We start from the raw sequence: 24,597 nt of genomic DNA, 5'->3' as shown, positions 1-24,597 counted from the left end.
GCCCGAGAAATGGTTGAAATCCATACCTGGGTCCGCTCCGGCGTCGCGCCTGCCCTCCTTTGCCCGGAGCAAACACGACAGTGATCCAGTTCACGTATTCACTAGCGGCCGCGAGGTGGGTGTCAGTGCGGTGCGGCATCATCGGGGTGTGACGCGACGCCTGATGCTCCTCGACACCTCGTCCCTCTATTACCGCGCCTATTTCGGGGTGCCCGACACGGTCAGGGCGCCGGACGGCACGCCGGTCAACGCCGTGCGCGGATTGCTCGACTTCATCTCCCGGCTTGTCCACGACCACCGCCCGGACGACCTCGTCGCCTGCATGGACGCGGACTGGCGGCCGCAGTGGCGGGTCGATCTGATCCCCTCCTACAAGGCGCACCGGGTGGCCGAGGAGACCCCGGCCGGGCAGCCCGACGAGGAGGAGACCCCGGACGCGCTGGCCCCGCAGGTGCCGGTGATCGACGACATCCTGGACGCGCTGGGCATCGCCCGGGTCGGCGTCGCGGGGTACGAGGCCGACGACGTGATCGGCACCCTGTCCGGCCTCTCGTCAGGGCCGGTCGACATCGTCACCGGTGACCGCGACCTGTTCCAGCTGGTCGACGACAAGCGCGGGGTGCGGGTCCTGTACCCGCGCAAGGGCGTGGGCGACTGCGACCTGGTCGACGACGAGCTGATCCGCACGAAGTACGGGGTGCGGCCCGATCAGTACGCGGACTTCGCGGCGCTGCGCGGCGACACCAGCGACGGGCTGCCCGGCGTGAAGGGCATCGGCGAGAAGACGGCCGCCCAGCTGATCAACGAGTACGGCGACCTGGCGGGGGTGCGCGCGGCCGCCGCGGACCGCTTCTCCGGGCTGACCCCGGCCAAGCGCCGGGGAATCCTGGAGGCTGCGGACTATCTGGACGTCGCGCCGAAGGTGGTGCGGGTGGCGATGGACGTGGAGCTGCCAAAGTTCGACCCCGCGCTGCCCTCGGAGCCGCTCGACCCGGCCACCCTGGAGGAGCTGGTGGCCCAGTGGGGCCTGGCCGGGGCGACGGGGCGGCTGCTCTCCACCCTTCGCGGGTGAGGTGCCGCCTGCTCCACCGGCGGGGCGCCACTCAATGAGGCGCCACCTTTTAATGAGGTGCCGTCTTTCACCCCCAAGGTGCTAACTTAGGTAATCCTAACTAACGGTGGATCAGGCTGGATACAGGGGAGCACACTGTGGCAGAACGCCCGTCTCGCAAGGCACCGAAGACCAACGAGGCCCAGGTGGTGCGCACCGAGCGGCTCACCCCGCACATGGTGCGCCTCGTGCTCGGCGGCGAGTCGCTGGCCGGATTCGGCGCCGGCGAGCACACCGACCACTACATCAAGATCCTCTTCCCGGTCGAGGGCGTGGACTACCCGGAGCCCTTCGACATGGAGCGGATCCGCGCCGAGTTCCCGCGCGAGCAGTGGCCGAGCACCCGCGCCTACACGGTGCGCAACTGGGACGCGGCGGCCGGCGAGCTGACCGTCGACTTCGTGGTGCACGGCGACGAGGGCCTCGCGGGCCCGTGGGCCTCCCGCGTCCAGGTGGGCGAGACGGTGCGCTTCCTCGGCCCCGGCGGCGGGTACGCCCCGGACGCGGCGGCCGACTGGCACCTGCTCGTCGGTGACGAGAGCGCGCTGCCCGCGATCGCGGCGGCCATGGAGCGCATGCCGACGGGCGCCGTGGTGCACGCCTTCGTCGAGGTGACCGGCCCCGAGGAGGAGCAGAAGATCAGCACTCCGGACGGCGTCACGGTGACCTGGCTGCACCGGGGCGAGGCCGCGGTGGGTTCCGAACTGGTCGGCGCCGTAAGGGAGTTGGAGTTCCCGGCCGGCGATGTGCACGCGTTCGTGCACGGCGAGGCGGGCTTCGTGAAGGAGCTGCGCCGACTGCTCCGGGTCGAGCGGAACGTACCGCGCGAGCGGCTTTCCATCTCGGGCTACTGGCGTCTGGGCCAGGACGACGACGGCTGGCGCGCGATGAAGCGCGACTGGAACGAGCAGGTGGAGCGCGAGCAGGAGGCCCCGGCGGCCTGACCCTCCCCCCGCCCACCCCGAAACCCCCGGCGCGCCTGCCCCGCCGGGGGTTTCGGTCGCGGGTGCGGTGTATGCGGCGGTGCTGACCCTGCTGACCTGGCAGGCTCTGCGCGGCCAGCCCCTGGTCCACCCCGACGGGGCGACGCTGGGCGCCGCGGGCCTGATCGCGCTCGCGGCCGCCCTGGGAACAACTACCGCACTTCGCCTGTCAGTTGGCCGGTCGGGAGACGACCGTACGCCGGAGAGGGCGAAGCAGCCCGTCAGGTGACCCGCGCCGCAAACCACGCGGAAAGCCCGGCCCTCCTGGACTGCGGAGGACCGGGCGGCTCCCTGCAAGAGACGCGCCGCTAGACCGACTTCTGGTACGAGCGGAACGTGCGGGTCGACAGCCAGACCGCGACGATCGCCAGGACGAGGAGTGCGCCGCCGCGGCCGAGGACGATGCCCCAGTCGGGGTCGGCGGACATGGCCGAACGGCCCGCCACCATCGCCCAGTTGAGCGGATTGAAGTCGGCGATGTGGCGCATCCAGGAGGGCATCTGGGACGGCGCCATGAAGGCCGAGGACAGGAAGGTCAGCGGCAGCAGCAGGAAGGTGTTGATGCCGATGATCGACTCGCGCTGGCGGACCAGCATGCCGAGCGCGTTGGAGAAGGCGCCGAAGACCGTGCCGAGCAGGATCGCGGCGACGGCGAGGACGACCAGACCACCGAAGCCGCCCGGGTAGTGGGCGCCGCCGAGCTTGCCGAGCAGCAGGATGATCACCGTCTGGACGGCGATGCTGATGCCGTTCTGCACGACGTTGGCGTTCATCAGGGCGCCGCGGCTGACCGGTGTGGTGAGGAAGCGGTTGAGCGTGCCGCGCTCGATCTCCTCCAGGGTGCCCATGCCGGCCCACATGCTGGAGCCCAGCGCGCTCATCACCACGATGCCGGGGACGAGGTAGTCCAGGTAGGAGGTGGTGCCGAAGCCGCCGAGCTCGACGACCTTCTTGAAGAGGTTGCCGAAGAGGAAGAGCCAGATCACCGGCTGGACGAGGGTGATGAGGAGATAGGCGGGCTGCCGGAAGATCGCCATCAGCTGACGCTGCGTCATGTACCAGGTCTGGGCGAGCGCGTTGGAGCGCAGGGGCGCCGGGGTGGCGGAGTGGGTGCTCATCGGGAGTCTCCCGCGGTGGCGAGGGCGGGGGCTTCGGCTGCCGCCTCGGCCTCGGAGTAACGGCGTCCGGCATAGCGGAGGTAGACGTCGTCGAGGGAGGGGCGGGCCACGGTCGCGGCGGCGACACGGGCTCCGGCCCGCTCCAGGGCGGCGAGCAGCACGGGCACGGCGGCCGCGCCGTCGTCGGCGCGGGCGCTGACCCGGCGGCCGTCGAGCAGCACGTCGTGCACGCCGGGCAGCCCGGTGAGCGCGTCGCGCAGCAGGGAGCGTTCGGTGACCGTCTCGCGCAGCTCCACGTGGACGGCGTCGCCGCGGAGCTCGCCCTTCAGCTCGTTCGGGGTGCCCTCGACGACGACGCGGCCGCGGTCCACGATCGCGATCCGCTCGCAGAGCCGGTCGGCCTCTTCGAGGTAGTGGGTGGTGAGCACGATGGTGAGCCCCTCGTCTCCGGCGAGCCGGGAGATCTCGTCCCACATCGCGGCGCGGGCCTCGGGGTCGAGCCCGGTGGTCGGCTCGTCGAGGAACAGCACCTCGGGCCGGTGCACCAGGCCGAGCGCGACATCGAGGCGGCGCTGCATGCCGCCCGAGTAGCCCTTGACGACGCGCTTGGCGGCATGGCCGAGGTCGAACCGTTCGAGCAGCTCGTCGACGCGGCGGCCCAGGGCCGCACCCGTGAGCCCGTACAGGCGCCCCTGGAGCTGGAGGTTCTCGCGGCCGGTGGCGACGGGGTCGGCGCCGGACTTCTGCGCCACGACGCCGATCGCGCGGCGGACCCGGTCGGGGTGGCGCAGCACATCGTGCCCGGCGACGGTCGCGGCGCCGCTGTCGGGGCGGGCGAGGGTGGTGAGGATCTTGACGGTGGTGGACTTGCCGGCGCCGTTGGGGCCGAGCAGTCCGAAGACCTTGCCGGTTTCGACGGTGACGGCCATGCCGTTGAGGGCGGTGACGTCGCCGGGATACGTCTTGATCAGATTGCGCGCCTCTACTGCGGGCGCCCGGGTGCTCATGACGGGGCTCTCCTGTGGTGAGCGGGGTGGTCGGTATGACGGACCGTTCCGCGTGAGAAGCGCCGGGCTATCCTGGGTGTGCCGCACCTTCGATCGCCTGGCCTGCCGCGCGCGGGTCGGGTCCGGGGTCGCAACCCCGGTGTGGGCTGCTGCAACAGCCCGTACCGGGGTTCTTTTTTTGCTGTGTGACTGGCCCTAGGGGGTTTCCCCCGGTCGGCCGCGTGAGTGGTCCTGATCCTCCAACTCCCACCATTCCTCGGGCACTTCACCCGTGGAGTGCCAGGTGCGCCAGGCATCGACGCCGCTGAGGGTGCCGTCGGCCATCTCCTTGAGGAAGCCGCGCACCCACTCCACCTCGGCGTCGATCATGTGGAGCTGGTACTCGCTCTCCACGAGGAAGACCCGGGGCAGCGTCTCGCACAGCTTCCGCAGCGCTCCTCGCAGACCCGCGGCCCGCACTTCGAGCGCATTGACTCGCTGTTCAAGGAGCGCGGCGACCTCGTCGGGCGGGAGGACGCCCATGAGGGAGAGCGCGGTCTCGAAAATCGGGAACTCGTGCACGGGCACCGAGACGATGTCCGCCATCCAGTCGAGCATCTCCTCGCGCCCGGCAGGCGTGAGGGCATAGAGCGTCCGCTCGGGGCGATTGCCCTGCCGCTGAACATCGGCGACCTCGACGAACCCGTGCTTCTGGAGGTTCTGGACGACGGTGTACAGCGACCCGTAATTGATCTTGATGCTGTACTCCTTGCCGCGCTGGCGCAGAGTCTGGGCGATCTCGTACGGATGCATGGATTCCCGCTCGGCAAGCAACACCAGAACGGCCAGCGCCAAGGGATTACGGAGCTTGCGCCGTCCGGCTGCCATGAACCTCACCTCGCTCCCGAATACTCGTAGCCGAACATATCGCGACTAGGGTGTTGCGTCAAGCGCGATGTATCGCGAGTTGGACCTTCCAGGTGTGCTGGCTGGGCAGGCAAGAAGTGGAGCGGGACCAGCAGGCCCCCGCTCTCCCGCTCCCTCACTTCAGTTTCCTGCCGGCTCCCGGAGGCGCATCGGTGAAGGGCAGGCCGGCGATCTGGGGTTTCAGTTGATGTTGCCGGTCGGATCTGTTCGTCTCAGCAGGTCCTGCCGAATCTCAGTGGTGTCCTGCCTCCCACGAGCCGGGGCAGCCTCAGTCTTCGCGGGGCACGCGGACTCGGAGGTCAAGCAGCCGATCCCGGCCTTCGACGGGGCTGGGATCGGCTGCTGTAGTCCGGGGCCCGGTACCGGTGGCACCACGACGGCTTGGCCCACGTCTTCGTGCCCAGCACGGGGACGCGGCGACCGGACGGCGCGATCAGCGATCGTGGAGAAGGGCGACCGCTTCGGCGAAGTCGGCATGCGCGGGTTCGAAGGATCGTGCCGCGACGAGGAACATCGACCGGTCGGTGAGGGCGCGGGCGAGGCGTGCGGAGTTGTCGGGCAGGCGACGGGAGAGCGTCACACCCTCGTCGAAGTACGGCGCGAACCGCTCCTCGAACAGGTAGGGGCGGTCGCCTTCGCGGACGGCCGCGCGGATGCCGATTCTGCGTTGGACCTCGACCAGCTCGGGCAGCCGGTCGGCCTCGCGCAGTCTCGCCGCCTCCGCTTCGAGGCCCGGCAGCATGCCGAGAAATCCGTCCCGCACGTCGCGGGACCATCCGAGTATCGTGCCGAACGGCGGCATCGGGGACTCGGGGCTCGCGGCGGGTTCGGCTGCCCGCCCCGACAGGACGAAGAGCGTCCTCCACCACCCGAGGATGCAACCCCAGTTCTTCGGCTCGCCCGTGTTCGCGAGCTCCTCCAGGACACTCAGGGCCTCTCGCCGGGCGGCCGCAGCACCCGCCGCATCCCCGACGGTCTCCCGCATCCGGGAGAAGTGAACCAACTCCCAGGTGAGTATCGCCAGAGCGGTGCGCTGCTCGGCTGCCTTGCGCCGGGTCTCCTCAAGGAGCTCACGGAACACGGTCGATGCGGCGTCGAATAGCCCGGCGCCCTCCAGGTTCGCCGCCCACCGCACCACGTTCCAGAAGGAGTGCTCCGGGATCCCGTTCCGGGCGGCCTCTTCGTCGAGCTCCGCAGCCTCCCTGAAGCGCCCCTCCTCGGCCAGAACGCTCGCCAGGGGCTGGCTTCGGCCGGCCTCGGCCAGCTCCTCACAGATCGCGCGTCCTTCCGCCCTGCGCCCGAGGGCGAACAAGGAAGCCTGGTAGGCGTCCAAGGCCCGGCACAACCGATCCGCCCTGTTCGGCGACCCGACCTCTATCCTGCGGGCGGCCCGGGAAGCCTCCGCGGCCAGCGCTACGTCCACCTTCGGATCCCGGCTCTCGTAGCGCAGCGCGAGCAGGGCGTCGACCAGCTTCGGCACGTACGCCTTCGGACTCACCTCGGCCAGAACCCGGTACGCGCCGACCAGTTCGGCCCCACTCCGCCGGCCGGACCCCAGCAGCAGCACGCGGGCCCGAAGCACCGCATCGTGATCGATCGTCACCATTCCCCCTGTCTCCGGATGACGCACGAAGGAGATTCTGAGAGGCGGGGAACGGACCGGACAAGCCTCGCGAACTGTGCGTTCCGTCCTACGAAAAACGGCGCTGCCCTGTCATGATGGACATGCCTTCGTCCTGAATCCACGGACGGCGACCCGCACCAGACGCGCTCCCGCGCCGCACGCAGCACCCAGGCCCGACCCGGCAAGGAGGAGCGCCGTTGTGACGCTCGCTTCTGCTCGGGGCGCCGCAAGCAGGCCGAGCACCGCCGTCGGCCAGCCCTCTCCGGCCGCTGACTGGCAACATCAACTGACACGGGACAGTCGTCGAGGTCGGTGAAGTGGAACGAGAGCGTCGCTCCGGCCGTACGGAAGTTCGCTAGCGTGGCCGGCATGGGCATCGAAGATCGCCACCATCTCGCCCCCTTCGGCACGGGCGGGACCGCGCGCTGGGGGGAGCGAGTGACGGGGGCCGTGGTCGGGTCGGCGGTGGGCGACGCGCTGGGGGCGCCCTTCGAGTTCGGGCTGCCCGGGGTGTACTCGGGGCGGTTCCCCGACGGCGTCGGCACGATGTGCGGGGGCGGCGGCTGGGACCCGGGCGAGGCCACCGACGACACACAGATGGCTGTGCTGGTCGCCGACTCGCTGCTCGAACGCGGCGGCCTCGAACCGGCCGACATCTTCCGGCGGTTCCAGCGCTGGGCGGTCTCCGACCCCAAGGACATCGGGCTCCAGACCGAGGACGTCCTGACGAACGGCGAGCCGTGGGATCGCGCGGCCGCACTCCACTTCCAGGTCAACCGCCGTGCGGCGGGCAACGGTTCGCTGATGCGGGCCACCACGGCCGCCGTGTACTTCGCGAAGGCGGGGCGCGAGGCGACGATGGCCGCGGCCCGCCGCATCGCCGCCCTCACCCACGGAGACGCGGCCGCCTGGGAGGGCACGGCGATCTACCACGACCTGATACGGGCCGCGCTGACCGGCGCCGATCCCCTGTCGGCCGTGCCGGACGCGCTGGCCGCCGTCCACCCCGACCATCGCGCCCGCTGGTCGACGGTCCTGGCACCCGACTGGCACCCCGACGACGCGACGGAGTTCAACGGCGCGGTCTGGCCCTGCCTCGGCTCCGCCCTCTGGGCCCTGCGCACGACCGATTCGTTCGAGCGGGCGCTCGGCGCGGCGATCGACCTGGGCGGAGACACGGACACGGTCGCGGCCGTAACCGGCGGCCTGGCGGGCGCCTGCTACGGCCTCCCCTCCATCCCGGCCCGCTGGACGACCCCCCTGCACGTCCCCCTGCCGGGGTTCGGTGACCGGGTTCTGAGGGCAGCCGAACTGGGCGCGCTGGCAAGGAAGTTGGGCGCCGGTTCGGGCACATAAACGGCTCCGGGTGCCGGCAGGCGCGGGCCCCCGGCCCGGAGCCGCCCTGTCGGACATCCCCGGACATCACCCCGGGATCAGCGCGCACCCGCAATACGCAGCGCGGCATCAGCCGTAGCCGCCGCGAAGACCGTGACATCGCGGCCCGGTGCCGAGCGGTGGATCAGGATGACGCCCTCGATCAGGCCGAAGACCAGGTCCGTGCGCAGCGCCAGCGCGTCCCCGTCCAGCTCGGCACAGGCCTCGGTCCCGGCGAGCAGCTCCCCGTACGCCGCCTTCAGTTCGGCGCGGTTGCGGTGGAACACGGCGAAGCGCTCGGCGCGTATCTCGGGGAGCAGATAGAGCGCCCCCAGGTTGTACGGACCGCCGCACAGTAGCTTCACGTCGGAGCGGCAGAGCTCGCGCAGCCGGTCCTCGGCGCTGCGCGAGGCATCTTCGAGGAGCCGTCGCGCGAGCTCCAGGGAGGGGGTGACCGTCGACTCCAGCAACTCGGCGAGCAGGTCCTCCTTGCCGGAGAAGTAGTGGTACATCGTGGCCTGCCGAAGCCCCACCCGGTCCGCCACCGCCCGGGTCGTGGTCGCCGCGTATCCGTGCAGCGTGAACAACTCGGCGGCCGCGCACAGCAGTTCGTCCCGTGCGGCCAGCCCACTGTCCGGCCGCTGCACAGCCCGCGGCCGCCCGACCCTTCGACCCGTCGTGGCACTCATGAAGCCGATCGTCGCACACGCGGCCGAGAGGGGTCGGAGGCACCGTTTTCGGCCGCTCCGGAAGCGGCCCGCCGCCCCCGCCCAGGTCACGGCGTACGACCCGACTTGCGAGGCGCCGAGTGGCCGAACCCGACGGAAGCGGACATGAAGCCGGCCCCCGCCCACAACCCCGGCGGGGGCCACTCCAACCCGGCAGCACGGAGCCCGTACCGCCCGAACGCTCAGCCGACCGAGCTGTACGCCACGACTCCCCGCAGCAGCGCGTCGACCGCCTTGCGGGCGTTCTTCGCGACGGTGCTGTTCTCGCGCGGCGCCGCCGCCGCGATCTGGCCGAGGACGTCGATGACCTGCTTGCACCAGCGGACGAAGTCGCCCGCGGGCATGTCGGCCTCGCGGAGCACCTCGTCCAGACCCTTGTCCGAGGCCCACTGATAGGCGGCCCAGGCGAAGCCGAGGTCGGGCTCGCGCTGGCCCACGCCCTCCGCCTGGTTGATCTTGTGGTCCTCTTCGAGGGCGTCGAGCCGGCCCCAGATCCGCACCATCTCGCCGAGCGCGGCCTTGGCCTTGCCCGACGGCGTCTTGGGCGCCACGGCGTCGTCGGACTGCCGCGCCTCGTACACCAACGCCGATACGCAGGCGGCCAGTTCGGCCGGGCTCAGGCCTTCCCAGACGCCCGCGCGCAGGCATTCGCTGGCCAGCAGGTCGAGCTCGCCGTACAGGCGGGCCAGGCGCTTGCCGTGCTCGGTGACCTCGTCGTCGCGCAGGTAGTCGAGCTCGGTGAGCAGGGCCACGATGCGGTCGAAGGTGCGCGCGATGGTGTTGGTGCGCCCCTCGATGCGCTTCTCCAGCTGCTTGGTGTCGCGCTGGAGGCGGTGGTAGCGCTCGGCCCAGCGGGCGTGGTCCTCGCGCTCGTCGCAGCCGTGGCAGGGGTGGGCGCGCAGAGCGGTGCGAAGGCGGGTGATCTCGCGGTCGTCGGCCGCCTCCGAGCGGGCCTTGCGGTGCCGCTCGGGGACGATGTGCCCGGCCTTGGTGCGCAGCGCGGACGCCAGGTCCCGGCGGGACTGGGGCGAGCGCGCGTTGAACGACTTCGGGACGCGCATCCGCTCCAGGGCCTCCACGGGCACCGGGAAGTCGATCGAGGCGAGCCGCTTGACCTGCCGTTCGGCGGTCAGCACGAGGGGGCGGGGCCCGTCGTGCTGCTCGAAGCCGCGGTGGCCATTGGTGCGCCCGGCGGGGATCCCGGGGTCGAGGACGAGGGCGAGACCCGCGAACTTGCCGGTCGGCACGTGGATGACGTCCCCCGGCTTGAGCTTCTCCAAGGAGGCCGCGGCGGCCGCCCGGCGCTGGGCCGCGCCGTGTTTGGCGAGCTCGGTCTCGCGGTCCTTGAGGTCGCGCCGCATCCGCGCGTACTCCTCGAAGTCCCCGAGGTGGCAGTGCATGCCCTCCCGGTAGCCCTCAAGGCCCTCCTCGTTGCGCTGCACCTGGCGCGAGATGCCGACGACGGATTTGTCGGCCTGGAACTGCGCGAAGGAGGTTTCGAGCAGCTCGCGCGAGCGGTGCCTGCCGAACTGCTGGACCAGGTTGACGGCCATGTTGTACGAGGGCTTGAAGCTGGAGCGCAGCGGGTACGTGCGCGTGCCGGCCAGGCCCGCGAGCGCGCCCGGGTCCATGCCGCGCTGCCACAGGACCACGGCGTGGCCCTCGACGTCGATGCCGCGCCGCCCGGCCCGGCCGGTGAGCTGGGTGTACTCGCCGGGCGTGATGTCGGCGTGCTGTTCGCCGTTCCACTTGACGAGCTTCTCCAACACCACGGAGCGCGCGGGCATGTTGATGCCGAGCGCGAGGGTCTCGGTGGCGAAGACGGCCTTCACCAGGCCGCGTACGAACAGCTCCTCCACGACCTCCTTGAAGGTGGGCAGCATGCCCGCGTGGTGGGCGGCGATGCCGCGCTCCAGGCCTTCGAGCCACTCGTAGTAACCGAGGACGTTCAGGTCCTCACCGGGGATGGAGGCGGTGCGCTCCTCGACGATCTCGCGGACCTTCTGGCGCGCTTCCTCGTCGTTGAGCCTCAGGCCCGCGTACATGCACTGCTGGACGGCCGCCTCGCAGGCGGCGCGGCTGAAGATGAAGGTGATGGCCGGCAACAGGCCTTCGGCGTCGAGCCGTTCGATGACTTCGGGGCGGCCCGGCGTCCAGATCCGCGAGCGCTGACGGCGCTCCCGCTCGCGGTCGGCCTCGCGGACCATCTTGCCGCGGCGCCGGTCGCGCGGGTTGTACGTCTTCTGGTTCTCCATCCGCGCCATGCGCAGCAGGTCGGGGTTGACCTCGCGCCTGGCGACGCCGCGCCCGCCGTGGTCGGACTCCTCCTCGAAGAGGTCGTACATCCGCCGGCCGGCCATGACGTGCTGCCACAGCGGCACGGGGCGGTGCTCGGAGACGATCACTTCGGTGTCGCCGCGGACGGTGTCCAGCCAGTCGCCGAACTCCTCGGCGTTGGAGACGGTCGCCGACAGCGAGACCAGCGTGACCGACTCCGGGAGGTGGATGATCACCTCTTCCCATACGGCGCCGCGGAAGCGGTCGGAGAGGTAGTGCACCTCGTCCATCACCACGTATCCGAGGCCGAGCAGCGCCTGGGAGCCCGCGTACAGCATGTTGCGGAGCACCTCGGTGGTCATGACGATCACCGGTGCGTCGGCGTTGACGCTGTTGTCGCCGGTCAGCAGGCCCACCTTGGCGGCGCCGTAGCGGCGCACGAGGTCGGCGTACTTCTGGTTGGACAGCGCCTTGATGGGCGTGGTGTAGAAGCATTTGCGGCCCTGCTCCAGGGCCAGGTGCACGGCGAACTCGCCGACGATGGTCTTGCCGGAGCCGGTGGGGGCCGCGACGAGCACGCCCTTTCCGGCTTCGAGGGCCTGGCAGGCTTCGATCTGGAAGGGGTCCAGATCGAAGTCGTACAGGTCGCGGAAGGGCGCGAGCGCGGTGGCCTGCTCGACGGCGCGGAGCCGGGCAGCTGCGTACGCTTCGGCTGGTGAGAGGTCCTCTGTCATCTTGTCTTCGAGCCTACCCGCCGCCTCTGACAGAGGTCGCGATCTTTATTGGAGGCCGGTACCGACGGCCTTCCGGCCGGGCGCCGGTACCGGTGCCAATACCCGTACGGCGGCGCGTACACACTCCGCGGTGAGCGGGAGCGGACCGAGGCGTTCCCCGTCGGCGTACCCGGTGATGCCGTCGGCTGCGAGCGTGATCGAGGCGACGCGGTGCGTGGTGACCACCGGGTGGGTGAGATGGGTGCCCTTGTAGACCTGCGGGAAGACCTTGAGCAGGGTGGTGCGCGAGCAGCCGCCGACGACGGTGACGTCGAAGAGCCCGTCGGTCGGATCGGCGTCGGCGCAGATGCGCATGCCGCCTCCGTAGGAGGACGCGTTCCCGACGGCGATCAGGGTCGCCTCGATCTCACGGGTCTCCCCGTCGTCGAGCGTGATCTTGTACGAGACCGGCCTGAAGGCGGCCAGTTCGGCGAGCATCGCGAGGTCGTACTTGAAGCGGCCGCCGGGCCATCGCATCCGGTTGCCGCGGTCGTTGACCTTGGAGTCGAAGCCGGAGGCGAGGACGGTGGCGAACCAGCGGTCGCCGACGCGCCCGAGGTCGATGTCCCTGATGTGCGCGCCCTCGAGGGCCCGCGCCGCGAGTTCCCCGGCGCGGGCCGGGTCGCGTATCGGCAGGCCGAGCGCGCGGGCGAAGTCGTTGCCGGTGCCCGCGGCGACGACGCCGAGCGGGGTCCTGGTCCCGGCGACCGCCTGGAGGGCGAGGTTGACCATGCCGTCGCCGCCGACCGTGATCAGGGCCACGGTGCCGCCCCGGACGGCCTCGCGGGCGCGGCGCAGCGCGTCGTCGGCGTCCTCGCCGAGCACCGTGCGTACGGAGAATCCGGCGGCCCGCAACGCCGAAGCGGCCGGCTGCGCGGCGTGCGCGCCCCGGCCGCGTCCCGCGGTGGGATTGACGAAGAGGGTGATCTCGCTGGTCACCCGCCGGACCCTACAAGGTCCGGCGATCACGTCAAGGTCAGGTGATGTCGTCGTACCCGTTGAGCTTGCTGGAGCGGCCGCCGTCGGCCTGCTCGGGCACGGCCGGGGGCGAGGACACGGACTCGACGGTGCCGATGTCCTCGGGCGTGAGGTCGAGGTCGGAGGCCTCGTCGTCGGCCGGACCGGCCTCGGCACGCTCCTTGCGGCGCTTGTCGTTGACCAGCGAGATGCCGACGGCGATGAAGTAGAGGCCCACGATCGGGGTGGCGAGCGAGAGCATCGAGACCGGGTCGACGGTCGGCGTCGCGAAGGCCGCGAAGACCGTCACACCCATGATCATTCCGCGCCACCAGCCCAGCATCCGGCGGCCGGTGAGAATGCCGCTGAAGTTGAGCATGACGAGGAACAGCGGCAGCTCGAAGGAGAGGCCGAAGACGATGATCATGCGGGTGACGAGGTCGATGAGCTCGTTGAGCGGCAGGAGGTTGGCCACCCCTCCCGGGGTGAAGTCCAGGAGCACCCTGGCCGCGGCGGGCAGCACGTTGTACGAGAACCAGCCGCCGGCCACGAACAACGGGAAGCCCGCCGCCACGAAGCTCAGTGAGTACCGCTTCTCGTGCTTGTGCAGGCCGGGCGAGACGAACGCCCACAGCTGGTAGAGCCAGACCGGGCTTGCCGCGACGACGCCCGCCACCATCGACACCTTGATCATCAGCGTGAACGGCCCCATGAGGCCGGACATCGTGATGTTGCCGCAGACCTCCGCGCCACCGTCCTTCCTGGTGAGCTCGGTGAACGGCACCGTGCAGTCCACGGCCTCCTTGATCGGCCGTGTGATCAGCTCGGCGATGTCCTTGTAGTAGAACGCCGCCACGACGGCGCAGACCAGGATCGCCAACACCGACTTCGCGAGCCGGTTGCGCAACTCGCGAAGGTGGTCCGAGAGCGGCATCCGGCCCTCGGGGTCCCTCTGTTGTTTGCGGGCAGACTTGAGCAACCCACGTCCTCATCTCGTGCGGCAGGTCACTTTGGTCACAGAGGTGAACAGCGCCTGCTTCGGCCCGGTGTCAGCGCTGCGTCGTGTCCGTCGGCTCGGTCACCGGACGGGCGCTGCTCACGTCGCCGGGCGCGGACTGGATCGTGCGCTGGGCCGGCGGCTGCTCGGCCGACGGGTCGGCCGGGGCGGGCTGCTGCCCTTCGGACTTCATGGCCTTGGCCTCGCTCTTGAGGATGCGGGCCGACTTGCCGAGCGACCGCGCCATGTCCGGGAGCTTCTTCGCGCCGAACAGCAGGACGACGACGATGAGGATGAGAATGATCTCGGGGGCGCCGAGCCTTCCGAACATAAGCGTTTACCTTCTCACCGAGGCTGCAGGGTAGGGGGCTGCTGGAGGTGGCCGGACTGGTGTCCGACCGCCTTACGTGCAGCGATCGTAACGCGCAGGGGTAAACGCTGGGCAATCCCCGTGCGTACGCCCGTTTGCGGACCGGGCCTCGCTACCTGGACCGCGTTGTGCAGCGTACCGCCCCGAAACGGGCGACATCAGAGCGCACCGGTCACCTCAGCGTTTCTCCGGCACCCGCGAGGTCGACGGCGGCGCGCTCCAGGTCCTCTGCGGCGCGGTTGATCTTCCGTGTGGTGTCGGCCACTTGGCGGCCGAGCCGCTGCGCCTCGACGAACACCTTGATCGCGAGGACGCCGAGCACGGCGATCCCGAGGAAACCGAGGGCGATGGCGGTCATCGGCCAGAACATGGATGCGGACCCTAGACGGTGGAGTGGAGGCGGAGGGTGCGGACACCGCCGCCGGTGAGGAGTTCGATGATGCGCTCCCCGGCCGGCTTGCGGACGGCCGAGCCGCACTCGGGGCAGGTGAAGGAGTAGAAGGTGGTGCGTCGGCTTGCGCCGATGGCCAGGCGGAGCGCGGCCGCGCCGAGTTCGAAGCGGGCGCGGCACTCCGGGCAGGCCGCCTTGAAGAGGACCGGGATCACGGGACGGGAAATACCGGGCAATACCGACATGTTCCGCAATTCTCCTCAGCTCTGGTGGTCGAGCGCGGGCGGTTCCCCGTAGCCGGCCAGCGCCTCGCGGGCCGCGCGCCGGGCGCTCTCGGCGAGGTCGTCCGGCGAGACGATCCGGCCGTCCTGGCCGAGCCGCAGCGCCAGGCGCCGCAGCGACGCGGGGTCGGGCGTGCGCAGCGTGATCCGCAGACCGCCGTCGGGGAGCTCCTCGGCGCTGTCGTGCGGGTAGTACTCGGCGACCCAGCGACCGCCGGGGCCGACCTCGACGACGACCTCGGGGTCCTCGGCGGACGGCTGGACGAGCCCCTCAGACAGGTCGCGCAGCTCCAGCTCGGGCGGCGCGGATGCCTCGTCGAGCAGGCGGATCTCGGCGACCCGGTCGAGACGGAAGGTGCGCCGGGCCTCGGAGAGCCGGCACCACGCCTCCATGTAGGTGTGGCCGACGGCGAAGAGCCGGATCGGGTCGACCTCGCGCTCGGTGAGCTCGTCGCGGGCCGGCGAGTAGTACTTCACCCACAGGCGGCGGCGCTCGGAGATCGCCCGGTCGACCTCGGCGAAGACACCGCCTTCGGACTCGAAGGTGACCGAGAGCCGGGAGCTGGCGCCGGCGGCCTCGCCGGCCGCGGCCTCCAGCTTGGCGGTGGCGCGCAGCAGCGCCTGCCGGTCGCCCTCGCGCAGGCCGGGCAGCGTGGAGACGGCGCGCGCGGCGACGAGCAGCGCGGTGGCCTCGTCGGCGGCGAGCCGGAGCGGGGCCGCGACGTCGTCCGGGTTGTGCCACCAGATGCGGTCGCCGTCGGTGTCGATGTCCAGGAGGTCGCCGCCGCGGAAGCTCGTGCCGCACATGGGCAGCACGTCGAGGTCGGAGATCAGTTCGTCCTCGGTGATGCCGAAGGCGCGGGCGACGTCCGCGACATGGGCGCCGGGGCGCTCGCGCAGATAGGTCACCAGCGACAGCATCCGCCGCGTCTGGTCGATGGCGTTTGCAGCCATGGTCGTACGGTCCCCCTCAGCCCTTGGCCACGGCGCGCAGCCGGTCCATCACGTCGGCCCGCAGATCGGCGGGCTCCAGCACGACGACATCGGGGCCGAACTCCACGAGGTGGGCATCCAGCCCGTGCCCGTACGGAATCTCCAACTCGTCCCACCCGTCGCCGAGTTCCCGCGCCGCGGTGGCCCGCGAGCGCAGCGGGTAGCCGGCCCCGGCGCGCAGCCGGATCCTGGCCGAGCGGGTCGCGGTCTCCCCCGCCCAGCTCTCGACGGTCTCGCGCACGGTGACGACGTCGGGCACCGGCGCGGTGAAGGCGCCCGCGCGGGAGCGGACCCGGCCGGAGATGCGGCTGAGCCGGAACACCCGCTCGGCACCCCGGTCGCGGTCCCAGCCGGCCAGGTACCAGTGGCCGCGCCAGCACTCCAGGCCCCAGGGCTCGACATGCCGGGCCTCGGGGCGTACGGCGGTGACCTTGCGGTAGTCGAAGACGACCGGGCGCCGGTCGCGGCAGGCCAGCATCAAAGGCTCGAAGGCCGTCTCATGGACCGGGATGCGTGGCTCGATGGCGCTGTGCTCGTACGGATTGTCGGCTTCGGGCATGCCGGCGGCGCGCAGCTTCTGGAGCGCTCCGCTGGCCGCGCCCGCGAGCCGGGCCTGCTGCCAGACACGGGCGGCGAGCCCGAGGGCCGCGGCCTCCTCGGCATCAAGCTGGACCGGCGGCAGGCGGTTGCTGTCGCGGCGGGCGAGATAGCCGGTCTCGCCGTCGAGGTTCTCGACGGTCTCGATGACCAGGCCGAGTTCCCGCAGATCGTCCTTGTCCCGCTCGAACATCCGGTTGAAGGAGTCGTCGGACCCGGCTTCGAGATAGGCCTCGATGGACTCGCGCAGCTCCCGCTTGCTGAGTGCGCGCCGTGTCCCGAGCAGACACAGCGCCAGGTTCATCAGCCGCTCGGCCTTGACAATCGCCATCGATGCCCTACGCCCTCTCTCGTTGTGCGCTACGACCGTTGACCGTACCGCCCCCGGCTGCCCCGGCAAAAGCCGAGGGCCCATGCCAGCAGGCATGGGCCCTCGGTCTGATCAGGTCCGATCGCTCGGGACTGATCGAGGTGCGTCTCAGACGGAGACCAGGTCGCAGACGAAGATCAGCGTCTCGCCCGGGGCGATCGCGCTGCCGGCGCCGCGGTCGCCGTAGGCGAGGTGGGCCGGGATGGTCAGCCGGCGGCGGCCGCCGACCTTCATGCCCTGGATGCCCTGGTCCCAGCCGGAGATGACCTGGCCGGCGCCGAGCTTGAACTCGAGCGGGTTGCCGCGGTTCCAGGAGGCGTCGAACTCCTCACCGGTGGAGAAGGCCACGCCCACGTAGTGGACCTTGACGAAGTCTCCGGCCTTGGCGACGGCGCCGTCACCCTCCCAGATCTCCTTGATCTCCAGGTCAGCCGGCGGCTGGCCCTCGGGGAAGTCGATCTCGGGCTTGTCGATGCTCACGTAATGCTCCTACTTATCGCTATGGGCAACCCGGACAGTCTTACACTGCTCCGAGGATGTCCACGACGAAGACCAGGGTCGAGTTGGCCGGGATGTCCGCACCCTGGGCCTTGTCCTTGTAGCCCTGCTCCGGCGGGATGACGAGCAGGACACGGCTGCCGACCTTCTTGCCGACCAGGCCCTTGTCCCAGCCCTCGATGACCTGGCCCTGGCCGATCTGGGTCGAGAACGGGGCGCCGGTCTTCCAGGACGTGTCGAACAGCTTCGCCTGCGCCGCGCCCTCGTTGGGCTTCCAGGTGGCGCCGCTGTACTGCATGTAGACGGTCTGGCCGCTCTTGACCTCGGCGCCCTTGCCCTCGATGAGGACCTGGTCGACGAGCTTCTTCGGCGGGTCGTTCTTCGGGACCGTGATCGTGGCGGCCTCTTCCTTGTCCGCCTTGATCTGCGGCAGGTCGGACGGGATGGCCGCCTGGGTGCCATCGACCTTCTTCGGCATCACGCTGTCGACGTCGAGGACGAAGACCAGGTTGTCGGTGCCGGAGACGCCGAGCTCCTGCTTGCCCGCGGCGCCGAACGCGGCGGACGGCGGGGCCACGACCAGGACGCGCGCGCCGACCTTCTGGCCGAGCACCGCCTCGCTGAACGCGGGGATGTAGGTCTGCGAGCCCGCCGGGATGACCTGGGGCACGCCGTCCTTGTCGTAGGAACCGGCGAGGTCCTTGCCGCTCTTCCAGATCTTCCCGGTGTACTTCGTCACCGCGAGGTCGTTCTTCTTGACCTCGGGGCCGGTGCCCGCGGTCAGCGTCTTGACGACGAACTTCCCGCTCGGGTCGCCCTTGGGGATGGTGATCGTGGGCTTCTTGCCCAGGTCGCCCGCGACGGTGGGCATCGGCGAGGCGTCGGACACCGGCTTGGGAGCGGCGGGCTGGGACGCCTGGTCGGAGGGAGAAGCGGACGCGTCCTTCTTCTTCGCCGAGTCGTCACCTCCTCCGCAGGCCGCGGTGAGCATCAGGGCCGGCACGATGAGCGCGGCAGCAAGTCGGCGTCGCACAGTGGTCCTCGGGGTAGCTGGAACGGTCGGAGCCGCCACTCTACGGCCCCACTCCGGTACCACAAGGGTCCGGCATGCCCGTGGGCCCCGTACGCAACAGCGCACGGGGCCCACGGCCAGAACCTCTGGTGTCTCACATGCCGGCGATCAGCTTCTCCACCCGGTCGTCGACCGACCGGAACGGGTCCTTGCACAACACGGTGCGCTGCGCCTGGTCGTTGAGCTTCAGATGCACCCAGTCGACCGTGAAGTCCCGGCGCTGCTCCTGGGCACGGCGGATGAAGTCGCCGCGCAGACGCGCCCTGGTGGTCTGCGGGGGCACCGACTTGCCCTCGAAGATCTTCAGGTCGTTGCAGATCCTGGCCGCCTGGCCCTTGCGCTCCAGGAGGTAGTAGAGGCCCCGCCGGCGGTGGATGTCGTGGTAGGCGAGGTCTATCTGCGCGACCCGGGGGTGCGACATGGTCATGTTGTTCTTGGCCCGGTACCGCTCGATGAGCTTGTACTTCATGACCCAGTCGATCTCGGTGCCGATCCGGTCGAGGTCCTCGGCCTCGATGGCGTCCAGGGTGCGGCCCCACAGTTCGAGGACCTGGTCGACGGTGCCGGTGCGGATGCCGCGGCGCTCCACGAAGTCCACGGCCTTCTCGTAGTACTCGCGCTGCACTTCGAGGGCGGAGGCCTCGCGCCCGCTGGCCAGACGCACCTTGCGCTGGCCGGTGATGTCGTGGGAGACCTCGCGGATGGCCCGGATCGGGTTCTCCAGGGTGAGGTCGCGCATGACCGTGCCGGCTTCGATCATGCGCAGGACGAGGTCGGTGGCTCCGACCTTCAGCAGCATGGTCGTCTCGGACATGTTGGAGTCGCCGACGATGACGTGCAGGCGCCGGTAGCGCTCGGCGTCCGCGTGCGGCTCGTCCCGGGTGTTGATGATCGGACGCGAGCGGGTGGTGGCGGAGCTGACGCCCTCCCAGATGTGCTCGGCGCGCTGGCTGACGCAGTAGACCGCGCCGCGCGGGGTCTGCAGCACCTTGCCGGCGCCGCAGATCAACTGGCGGGTGACGAGGAACGGAATGAGGATGTCCGCGAGCCGGGAGAACTCTCCGTGCCGGGCGACGAGATAGTTCTCGTGGCATCCGTAGGAGTTTCCCGCCGAGTCGGTGTTGTTCTTGAAGAGATAGACGTCGCCCGCGATTCCCTCCTCGTGCAGGCGGCGTTCGGCGTCGACGAGCAGGCCTTCGAGAATGCGCTCGCCGGCTTTGTCGTGGGTGACCAGTTCGGTCACGTTGTCGCATTCGGGAGTTGCGTATTCCGGATGCGATCCCACGTCCAGGTAGAGGCGGGCGCCGTTCCGCAGAAAGACGTTGCTGCTGCGGCCCCATGACACAACACGGCGGAAGAGGTAGCGCGCCACTTCGTCAGGAGACAGTCGGCGCTGTCCCCTGAACGTGCACGTGACGCCGTACTCGTTCTCCAGCCCGAAAATGCGGCGGTCCATGAGGGAACATTACGCCTGATGGCCTGAGCTGAAACCGGGTTCGACGGCACGGTTTCGATCATTTTCGTCAACTCCGGCGACATCAGGCCGACGCCCGGGAGCTGCCAGGACGCGCTGGGTGGCGAGGAGTACGACGAGGGCCGCGATGCCGCCGCCGCCCGCGACCGCGAAACTGGCACCCGTTCCGCCGAGTTCGACCGCCGGACCCGCGGCCGCCGTGCCGAGCGCGGTGCCGACGCCGAAGGCCGTCACCAGCCAGGAGAAGGCTTCGGTGACCGTGCCGCGGGGGGCGTGCCGGTCGACGACGATGAACGCGCAGGCGATGCACGGCGCGAGGAAGAGGCCGGAGACGACGGTGAGCGCGGCCATCGCGGGGACGCCGGGGACCAGCGTCAGCGGCAGGTAGCCGACGGCGAGCAGCGCGACCAGAATCCGCAGCCGCTTCTCCGGTGCACCGCTCCACTGCCGGGCCCCGTAGACGAGCCCGCCGAGCAGCGCGCCGAGCCCGTTGGCCGCCATCAGCCAGCCGTAGATCGTGTCGCTGCCGTGGTCGTCGGCGTAGGCGGACGCGGCGACGATGATGGCGCCGAGCGCGAGGCCGACGAAGAAGAACGAGCCGAGCAGCGCGAGCAGTCCGGGCGAGCGCAGCGCGCCGAGCCAGTGCGCCTCACGCGGCGCCGAACGCCAGGACCTGGACGGCTCGGAGAGGACGACGCTGAGCGCGCCGAGCACCCCGAGGGCGTTGATGAGCAGCAGTGCGGTGGCGGGCGACCAGAGGGCTATGGAGACGGTGACGAGCAGCGGGCCGACCGTGAACATCACCTCCTGGGCTATCGCGTCCATGGCGTACGCGGTGTGCACCTGGTCCTCGCGCTTCAGGACGCTGGGCCACAGGGCGCGGAGGCCGCCTTCCAGCGGCGGTGTGGCGAGCCCGGCGACGAGGACGGCCGCGTAGGCGACGGCCACCGGCTCGATGCCGACGACGGCGAGCAGGACCATGCCGAGGGCCGCGAGGACGGAGGCGGGGAGCATCACCCGCGGCTGTCCGTACAGGTCGACGGCCCGCCCGAGCAGCGGCTGCCCGACGGCCGTGGCCACGCCGTACACGGCGGTCAGCGCGCCCGCGAGCGAGTAGCTGCCGCCTTCGGCCCGTACGAAGAAGACGACCGCGATCGCGGCGGTCGCGTTCGGCAGCCGTCCGGTGAGGGTGCCCGCGAGCAGCCGCGCGGCATGCCGCGTCCGAAGGATCTCCACGTATCCCGCCGCCATGGCCACTCCCTAGGTGTTACGTATAACTTCCGACGTCATACGTACCATGTGGCAAGTCCGCGGGTCCACCCCGCGCCCGCCGACCAGCCGCCCTGGAGGACCTGTGACCAGCCCGGAAAGACCGGAATCCGCTCCGGTGGCGGCCCGCTCGGGGGTGCGCGCAGCCCGCGCCGCGATGTCCGGGCGGCCGGCCGGGTCCCGGCCCACCAGCCGGGACGTGGCGAGCGCGGCGGGCGTCTCGCAGGCCACCGTCTCGCTGGTCCTGGGCGACAAGTGGCGCGGCCGGGTCTCCGAGCGGACCGCTGGCCTGGTCAGGGAGGCCGCACGCGAGCTCGGCTACCGCCCCAACCTGGCCGCGCGCAGCCTGCGGCTCGGCCGCACCAGAACGGCGCTGCTCGTCGTGCCGGCCATGACCAGCGAGTTCTTCGCCCGGGTCTACGCGGGCGCGGCCAAGGTCGCCGCCGAGCACGGCTTCGGCGTGGTGCTCTACCCCTCCCCCGAGGGCATCGGCCCGGCCCGGGACCCCTTCGACTCCGCCCGCACCGCGCTCGACGGGGTGATCGCCTCCTCGATGGCGGCGGGCGCGCTGGCCCCGATCCGCGGCAGCGACCTGCCGCTGGTCATGCTCGACAGCGACCCCGGTGAGCCGGGCCCCGCGGCCCACGTCAACCTCGACATCGCGGACGGCGTACGGCGGCTGACGGAGCATCTGCTCGGGCTCGGGCACCGGCGGTTCCTGCATGTCGCGGCCGACGTGGACTCCTGGACCTTCGTCGTACGCGCCCGGGCGTGGGCCGACGCGCTCGCCGGGGTGCCGGGCGCCGAGCTGCGTACGGTCCGGGCGGCGCTCGGCGTGGACTCCGGGCGGGAGGCGGCCGAGCAGGCCCTGCGCGCCCCCGGCCCGCGCCCGACCGCGCTGGTCTGCGACGACGACTTCCTGGCCGCGGGCGCCTGCAAGGCGGCCCACCGGCTCGGCCTGCGCATCCCCGACGACGTGTCGGTCACCGGGTTCGACGGCCTCACCCTCGCCACGGCCCTGGAGCCGGAGCTCACCACGCTCGCGCTGCCCGCCGAACAGGTCGGCGCCCGCGGCATGGCGGCGCTGCTCGCCGTCCTGGAGGGGCGCCCGCCCGAGACCGGGGACCTGCCCGTCTCGCTGGCCGTACGGGGCTCAACGGCCGCGCCCCGGCCCGCCTGAGGCGGAACCGGGGCGCGTGAGGAAGCGGGGGACTACTCGTCCTCCGTCTCCTCCAGGTCCGAAGGGGCCTCGGTGGGCTCCGTCTTGGCCACATCCGCCTGGAGCAGCCGGGAGAGCTGACGGCCGACGATGCGCTTGAACTTCCGCTGCTGCGGCCGCGTCCGGTCCAGGACCGCGACCTCCAGGCGCTCGGCGGGGATCTCCCGGTCGGCGCCGTTCGCCTGGTTCGACAACGCCTGCACGGCCAGCTTCAGCGCCTCGGCGAGCGACATCCCGTCCTGGTGGCGCTGGTCCAGGAACGTGCTGATCTGCTCGGCGTTGCCGCCGACCGCGACGGAGCCGTGCTCGTCCACGATCGAGCCGTCGTGCGGCAGCCGGTAGATCTGGTCCTCTTCCGGGGTGCTGCCGACCTCGGCGACGACCAGCTCCACCTCGTACGGCTTCTCGCCGACGCTGGAGAAGATGGTGCCCAGCGTCTGCGCGTAGACGTTGGCGAGCCCACGGGCCGTCACGTCGTCGCGGTCGTAGGTGTATCCGCGCAGATCCGCGTAACGGACGCCGCCGATGCGGAGGTTCTCGTACTCGTTGTACTTGCCGGCGGCCGCGAAGCCGATCCGGTCGTAGATCTCGCTGAATTTGTGCAGCGCGCGGGACGGGTTCTCACCGACGAACACGATGCCGTCGGCGTACTGGATCACGACCAGGCTGCGGCCGCGGGCGATGCCCTTGCGGGCGTACTCCGCACGGTCGGCCATGGCCTGCTGGGGTGAGACATAGAACGGGGTCGACACCGGCTAACCGTCCCTTTCTGTCAGTGGCTGGGTCATCTCGGGGCCTGCTCGGGCCTCAGAGGAGGGAGGCCCGGGGGCCGTCGGGCTGCTCCAGCCGCCGCTCCAGGATGGTGCGGGCGAGCTCGGAGGACTCCGCCTCGGTGAGCCTGCGGAAGCCGTCCTCCGTGATGACGGTGACGATCGGGAAGATCCGGCGCGCCATGTCCGGGCCGCCGGTCGCCGAGTCGTCGTCGGCGGCGTCGTAGAGCGCCTGGATGACGAGCGTGGTCGTCTCCTGCTCCGTCAGATCGTCGCGGTAGAGCTTCTTCATGGAGCCCCGGGCGAAGATGGAGCCGGAGCCGGTTGCGGCGAAGCCGTGCTCCTCGGAGCGGCCGCCGGTGACGTCGTAGGAGAAGATCCGGCCCTTGTCGCGGTCCACGTCGTAGCCCGCGAAGAGCGGGACCACGGCGAGGCCCTGCATGGCCATGCCCAGGTTGCTGCGGATCATCGTGGAGAGCCGGTTGGCCTTGCCCTCCAGGGAGAGCGTGGCGCCTTCGACCTTCTCGAAGTGCTCCAGCTCCAGCTGGAAGAGCTTGACCATCTCGACGGCGAGGCCGGCGGTGCCCGCGATGCCGACCGCCGAGTACTCGTCGGCCGGGAAGACCTTCTCGATGTCGCGCTGGGCGATCATGTTGCCCATCGTGGCCCGCCGGTCGCCGGCCAGGACGACCCCGCCGGGGAACGTCGCCGCGACGATCGTCGTGCCGTGCGGCGCTTCGATGTGACCCTGCACGGGCGGCAGGGCGCGCTTGCCGGGCAGCATCTCCGGCGAGTGCTCGGACAGGAAGTCCATGAATGAGGAGGAGCCAGGCGTCAGGAAGGCAGCTGGTAGACGCCCGGTGCCACGAGTGTTGGCTTCCACGAGTTTCCTTCCAAGTAGGCGGCAGCCCGACGGACGGTGTTGGGAATTTCCCCCAACAGGCCGATGGCCGAATTGCAGTTGAAGCACAGTACGCCTGGGACCCTACCCGCCGTTCGGCAATGATCCACATGAACGGCTGGGCAGGACAGGCCAATTACGCGGTCGCCCCTGCGGGGCCGGGCAGTGCTGCCGTGGGAAGCCCGCGTCCCGGTCCGGGCCTCCCACGACGCACCCCGATGTTCACGTCCGTGAACTACTGTCCGCCCTTTTGAACGAAGGACCGCACGAAGTCCTCGGCGTTCTCTTCGAGGACGTCGTCAATTTCGTCCAGGACGGAGTCCACGTCGTCGGAGAGCTTCTCCTGCCGCTCCTTGAGGTCCTCCGAAGCCTGCGCGTCCTGCGCCTGCTCCTCGACCTCCTCGGTGGAGCGCGTCGCCTTCTGCTGGCCGCCGCCGGTGTCCTTGGTCGCCATCTACCTCACCCCGCTCGGTTCGATGTCCTTGATCAGACCCTACAAGCAGGGTCTGACATCGGCCCCGCACTTTCTGGAACGTG

Annotated in this window: 26 protein-coding genes; 5 read left to right on the top strand and 21 right to left on the bottom strand. The window is 70.6% G+C overall.

Annotation, left to right across the window (positions count from 1 at the left end; all coding sequences use genetic code 11):
* The first annotated feature begins 163 nt into the window (after positions 1-163).
* From IE206_RS12060 to IE206_RS12050, 3 genes are all read left to right on the top strand, one after another.
* Positions 164-1,072 (top strand): 5'-3' exonuclease, encoded by a 909-nt coding sequence (locus tag IE206_RS12060; RefSeq protein WP_189962324.1) that lies wholly within the window; start codon positions 164-166, stop codon positions 1,070-1,072.
* Between the two features lie 137 nt (positions 1,073-1,209).
* Positions 1,210-2,055, top strand: a complete 846-nt coding sequence (locus IE206_RS12055) for a siderophore-interacting protein (RefSeq protein WP_189962103.1) — start codon at positions 1,210-1,212, stop codon at positions 2,053-2,055.
* 79 nt (positions 2,056-2,134) lie between these two features.
* Positions 2,135-2,323, top strand: a complete 189-nt coding sequence (locus IE206_RS12050) for a hypothetical protein (protein ID WP_189962347.1) — start codon at positions 2,135-2,137, stop codon at positions 2,321-2,323.
* A 79-nt stretch (positions 2,324-2,402) separates the two neighbouring features.
* Here the strand turns inward: IE206_RS12050 and IE206_RS12045 are convergent, their stop codons facing one another.
* The 4 genes from IE206_RS12045 to IE206_RS12030 all read right to left on the bottom strand — a co-directional run bounded on the left by IE206_RS12045 (position 2,403) and on the right by IE206_RS12030 (position 6,728).
* Positions 2,403-3,212 (bottom strand): ABC transporter permease, encoded by an 810-nt coding sequence (locus tag IE206_RS12045; protein WP_189962102.1) that lies wholly within the window; start codon positions 3,210-3,212, stop codon positions 2,403-2,405.
* Positions 3,209-4,219, bottom strand: coding sequence for an ATP-binding cassette domain-containing protein (locus IE206_RS12040; RefSeq protein ID WP_189962101.1), 1,011 nt, complete (start codon positions 4,217-4,219; stop codon positions 3,209-3,211). The genes IE206_RS12045 and IE206_RS12040 overlap by 4 nt, the downstream gene beginning before the upstream one ends.
* 195 nt (positions 4,220-4,414) lie before the next feature.
* A complete protein-coding gene (locus tag IE206_RS12035; RefSeq protein WP_189962100.1) occupies positions 4,415-5,086 on the bottom strand; it encodes a PadR family transcriptional regulator in 672 nt (223 codons plus the stop codon).
* Between the two features lie 472 nt (positions 5,087-5,558).
* Positions 5,559-6,728, bottom strand: coding sequence for a hypothetical protein (locus IE206_RS12030; RefSeq protein WP_189962099.1), 1,170 nt, complete (start codon positions 6,726-6,728; stop codon positions 5,559-5,561).
* A 390-nt stretch (positions 6,729-7,118) separates the two neighbouring features.
* On the opposite strand from IE206_RS12030, the gene IE206_RS12025 reads away from it, so the two are divergent.
* Positions 7,119-8,105 (top strand): ADP-ribosylglycohydrolase family protein, encoded by a 987-nt coding sequence (locus IE206_RS12025; protein ID WP_189962098.1) that lies wholly within the window; start codon positions 7,119-7,121, stop codon positions 8,103-8,105.
* Positions 8,106-8,182: 77 nt separating this feature from the next.
* On the opposite strand, the gene IE206_RS12020 is transcribed toward IE206_RS12025, so the two are convergent.
* The 13 genes from IE206_RS12020 to IE206_RS11960 all read right to left on the bottom strand — a co-directional run bounded on the left by IE206_RS12020 (position 8,183) and on the right by IE206_RS11960 (position 21,152).
* Entirely contained in the window at positions 8,183-8,812 is a 630-nt protein-coding gene (locus IE206_RS12020) for a TetR/AcrR family transcriptional regulator (protein WP_189962097.1), read from the bottom strand.
* A 221-nt stretch (positions 8,813-9,033) separates the two neighbouring features.
* Positions 9,034-11,862, bottom strand: a complete 2,829-nt coding sequence (locus IE206_RS12015; protein ID WP_189962096.1) for a DEAD/DEAH box helicase — start codon at positions 11,860-11,862, stop codon at positions 9,034-9,036.
* Positions 11,863-11,907: 45 nt separating this feature from the next.
* Positions 11,908-12,840: a diacylglycerol kinase gene (locus IE206_RS12010; protein WP_189962095.1), complete on the bottom strand. Its 933-nt coding sequence runs from the start codon at positions 12,838-12,840 to the stop codon at positions 11,908-11,910.
* A 37-nt stretch (positions 12,841-12,877) separates the two neighbouring features.
* Positions 12,878-13,837, bottom strand: a complete 960-nt coding sequence (gene tatC / locus IE206_RS12005; protein ID WP_189962094.1) for a twin-arginine translocase subunit TatC — start codon at positions 13,835-13,837, stop codon at positions 12,878-12,880.
* Positions 13,838-13,907: 70 nt separating this feature from the next.
* Positions 13,908-14,186, bottom strand: a complete 279-nt coding sequence (tatA, locus tag IE206_RS12000) for a Sec-independent protein translocase subunit TatA (RefSeq protein WP_189962093.1) — start codon at positions 14,184-14,186, stop codon at positions 13,908-13,910.
* 211 nt (positions 14,187-14,397) lie between these two features.
* Positions 14,398-14,595, bottom strand: coding sequence for a hypothetical protein (locus IE206_RS11995; protein WP_114037925.1), 198 nt, complete (start codon positions 14,593-14,595; stop codon positions 14,398-14,400).
* An 11-nt stretch (positions 14,596-14,606) separates the two neighbouring features.
* On the bottom strand, positions 14,607-14,861 hold the full coding sequence (locus IE206_RS11990; RefSeq protein ID WP_189962092.1) for a hypothetical protein: 255 nt from the start codon (positions 14,859-14,861) through the stop codon (positions 14,607-14,609).
* Between the two features lie 15 nt (positions 14,862-14,876).
* Positions 14,877-15,851: a helix-turn-helix transcriptional regulator gene (locus tag IE206_RS11985; RefSeq protein ID WP_189962091.1), complete on the bottom strand. Its 975-nt coding sequence runs from the start codon at positions 15,849-15,851 to the stop codon at positions 14,877-14,879.
* Positions 15,852-15,867: 16 nt separating this feature from the next.
* Complete coding sequence (locus IE206_RS11980; protein WP_189962090.1) at positions 15,868-16,818, bottom strand: helix-turn-helix transcriptional regulator; 951 nt, start codon at positions 16,816-16,818, stop codon at positions 15,868-15,870.
* 147 nt (positions 16,819-16,965) lie between these two features.
* Positions 16,966-17,337, bottom strand: a complete 372-nt coding sequence (locus IE206_RS11975; RefSeq protein WP_053723510.1) for an FKBP-type peptidyl-prolyl cis-trans isomerase — start codon at positions 17,335-17,337, stop codon at positions 16,966-16,968.
* Positions 17,338-17,377: 40 nt separating this feature from the next.
* Complete coding sequence (locus IE206_RS11970) at positions 17,378-18,388, bottom strand: FKBP-type peptidyl-prolyl cis-trans isomerase (protein ID WP_189962089.1); 1,011 nt, start codon at positions 18,386-18,388, stop codon at positions 17,378-17,380.
* 133 nt (positions 18,389-18,521) lie between these two features.
* Complete coding sequence (pafA, locus tag IE206_RS11965) at positions 18,522-19,883, bottom strand: Pup--protein ligase (RefSeq protein ID WP_053723508.1); 1,362 nt, start codon at positions 19,881-19,883, stop codon at positions 18,522-18,524.
* 9 nt (positions 19,884-19,892) lie between these two features.
* The gene (locus IE206_RS11960; RefSeq protein ID WP_189962088.1) at positions 19,893-21,152 is read right to left on the bottom strand and encodes an MFS transporter; all 1,260 of its coding nucleotides are present in this window, start codon (positions 21,150-21,152) and stop codon (positions 19,893-19,895) included.
* Between the two features lie 175 nt (positions 21,153-21,327).
* On the opposite strand from IE206_RS11960, the gene IE206_RS11955 reads away from it, so the two are divergent.
* Positions 21,328-22,350: a LacI family DNA-binding transcriptional regulator gene (locus tag IE206_RS11955; protein WP_189962323.1), complete on the top strand. Its 1,023-nt coding sequence runs from the start codon at positions 21,328-21,330 to the stop codon at positions 22,348-22,350.
* Positions 22,351-22,382: 32 nt separating this feature from the next.
* Here the strand turns inward: IE206_RS11955 and prcA are convergent, their stop codons facing one another.
* The 4 genes from prcA to IE206_RS11935 all read right to left on the bottom strand — a co-directional run bounded on the left by prcA (position 22,383) and on the right by IE206_RS11935 (position 24,514).
* On the bottom strand, positions 22,383-23,141 hold the full coding sequence (gene prcA / locus IE206_RS11950) for a proteasome subunit alpha (protein WP_189962087.1): 759 nt from the start codon (positions 23,139-23,141) through the stop codon (positions 22,383-22,385).
* 55 nt (positions 23,142-23,196) lie between these two features.
* A complete protein-coding gene (gene prcB / locus IE206_RS11945; protein WP_189962086.1) occupies positions 23,197-24,042 on the bottom strand; it encodes a proteasome subunit beta in 846 nt (281 codons plus the stop codon).
* Positions 23,994-24,191, bottom strand: a complete 198-nt coding sequence (locus IE206_RS11940) for an endonuclease domain-containing protein (RefSeq protein ID WP_373300911.1) — start codon at positions 24,189-24,191, stop codon at positions 23,994-23,996. Before IE206_RS11940 ends, prcB begins: the two co-directional genes overlap by 49 nt.
* A gap of 104 nt (positions 24,192-24,295) precedes the next feature.
* Entirely contained in the window at positions 24,296-24,514 is a 219-nt protein-coding gene (locus IE206_RS11935) for a ubiquitin-like protein Pup (RefSeq protein WP_016325855.1), read from the bottom strand.
* Positions 24,515-24,597 lie beyond the last annotated feature (83 nt).

The organism is Streptomyces violascens, assembly GCF_014649955.1.
GTDB lineage: Bacteria > Actinomycetota > Actinomycetes > Streptomycetales > Streptomycetaceae > Streptomyces > Streptomyces violascens.
Note: the sequence above shows the minus strand (reverse complement) of the source record. Positions and strands in the feature narration are given on the sequence as shown.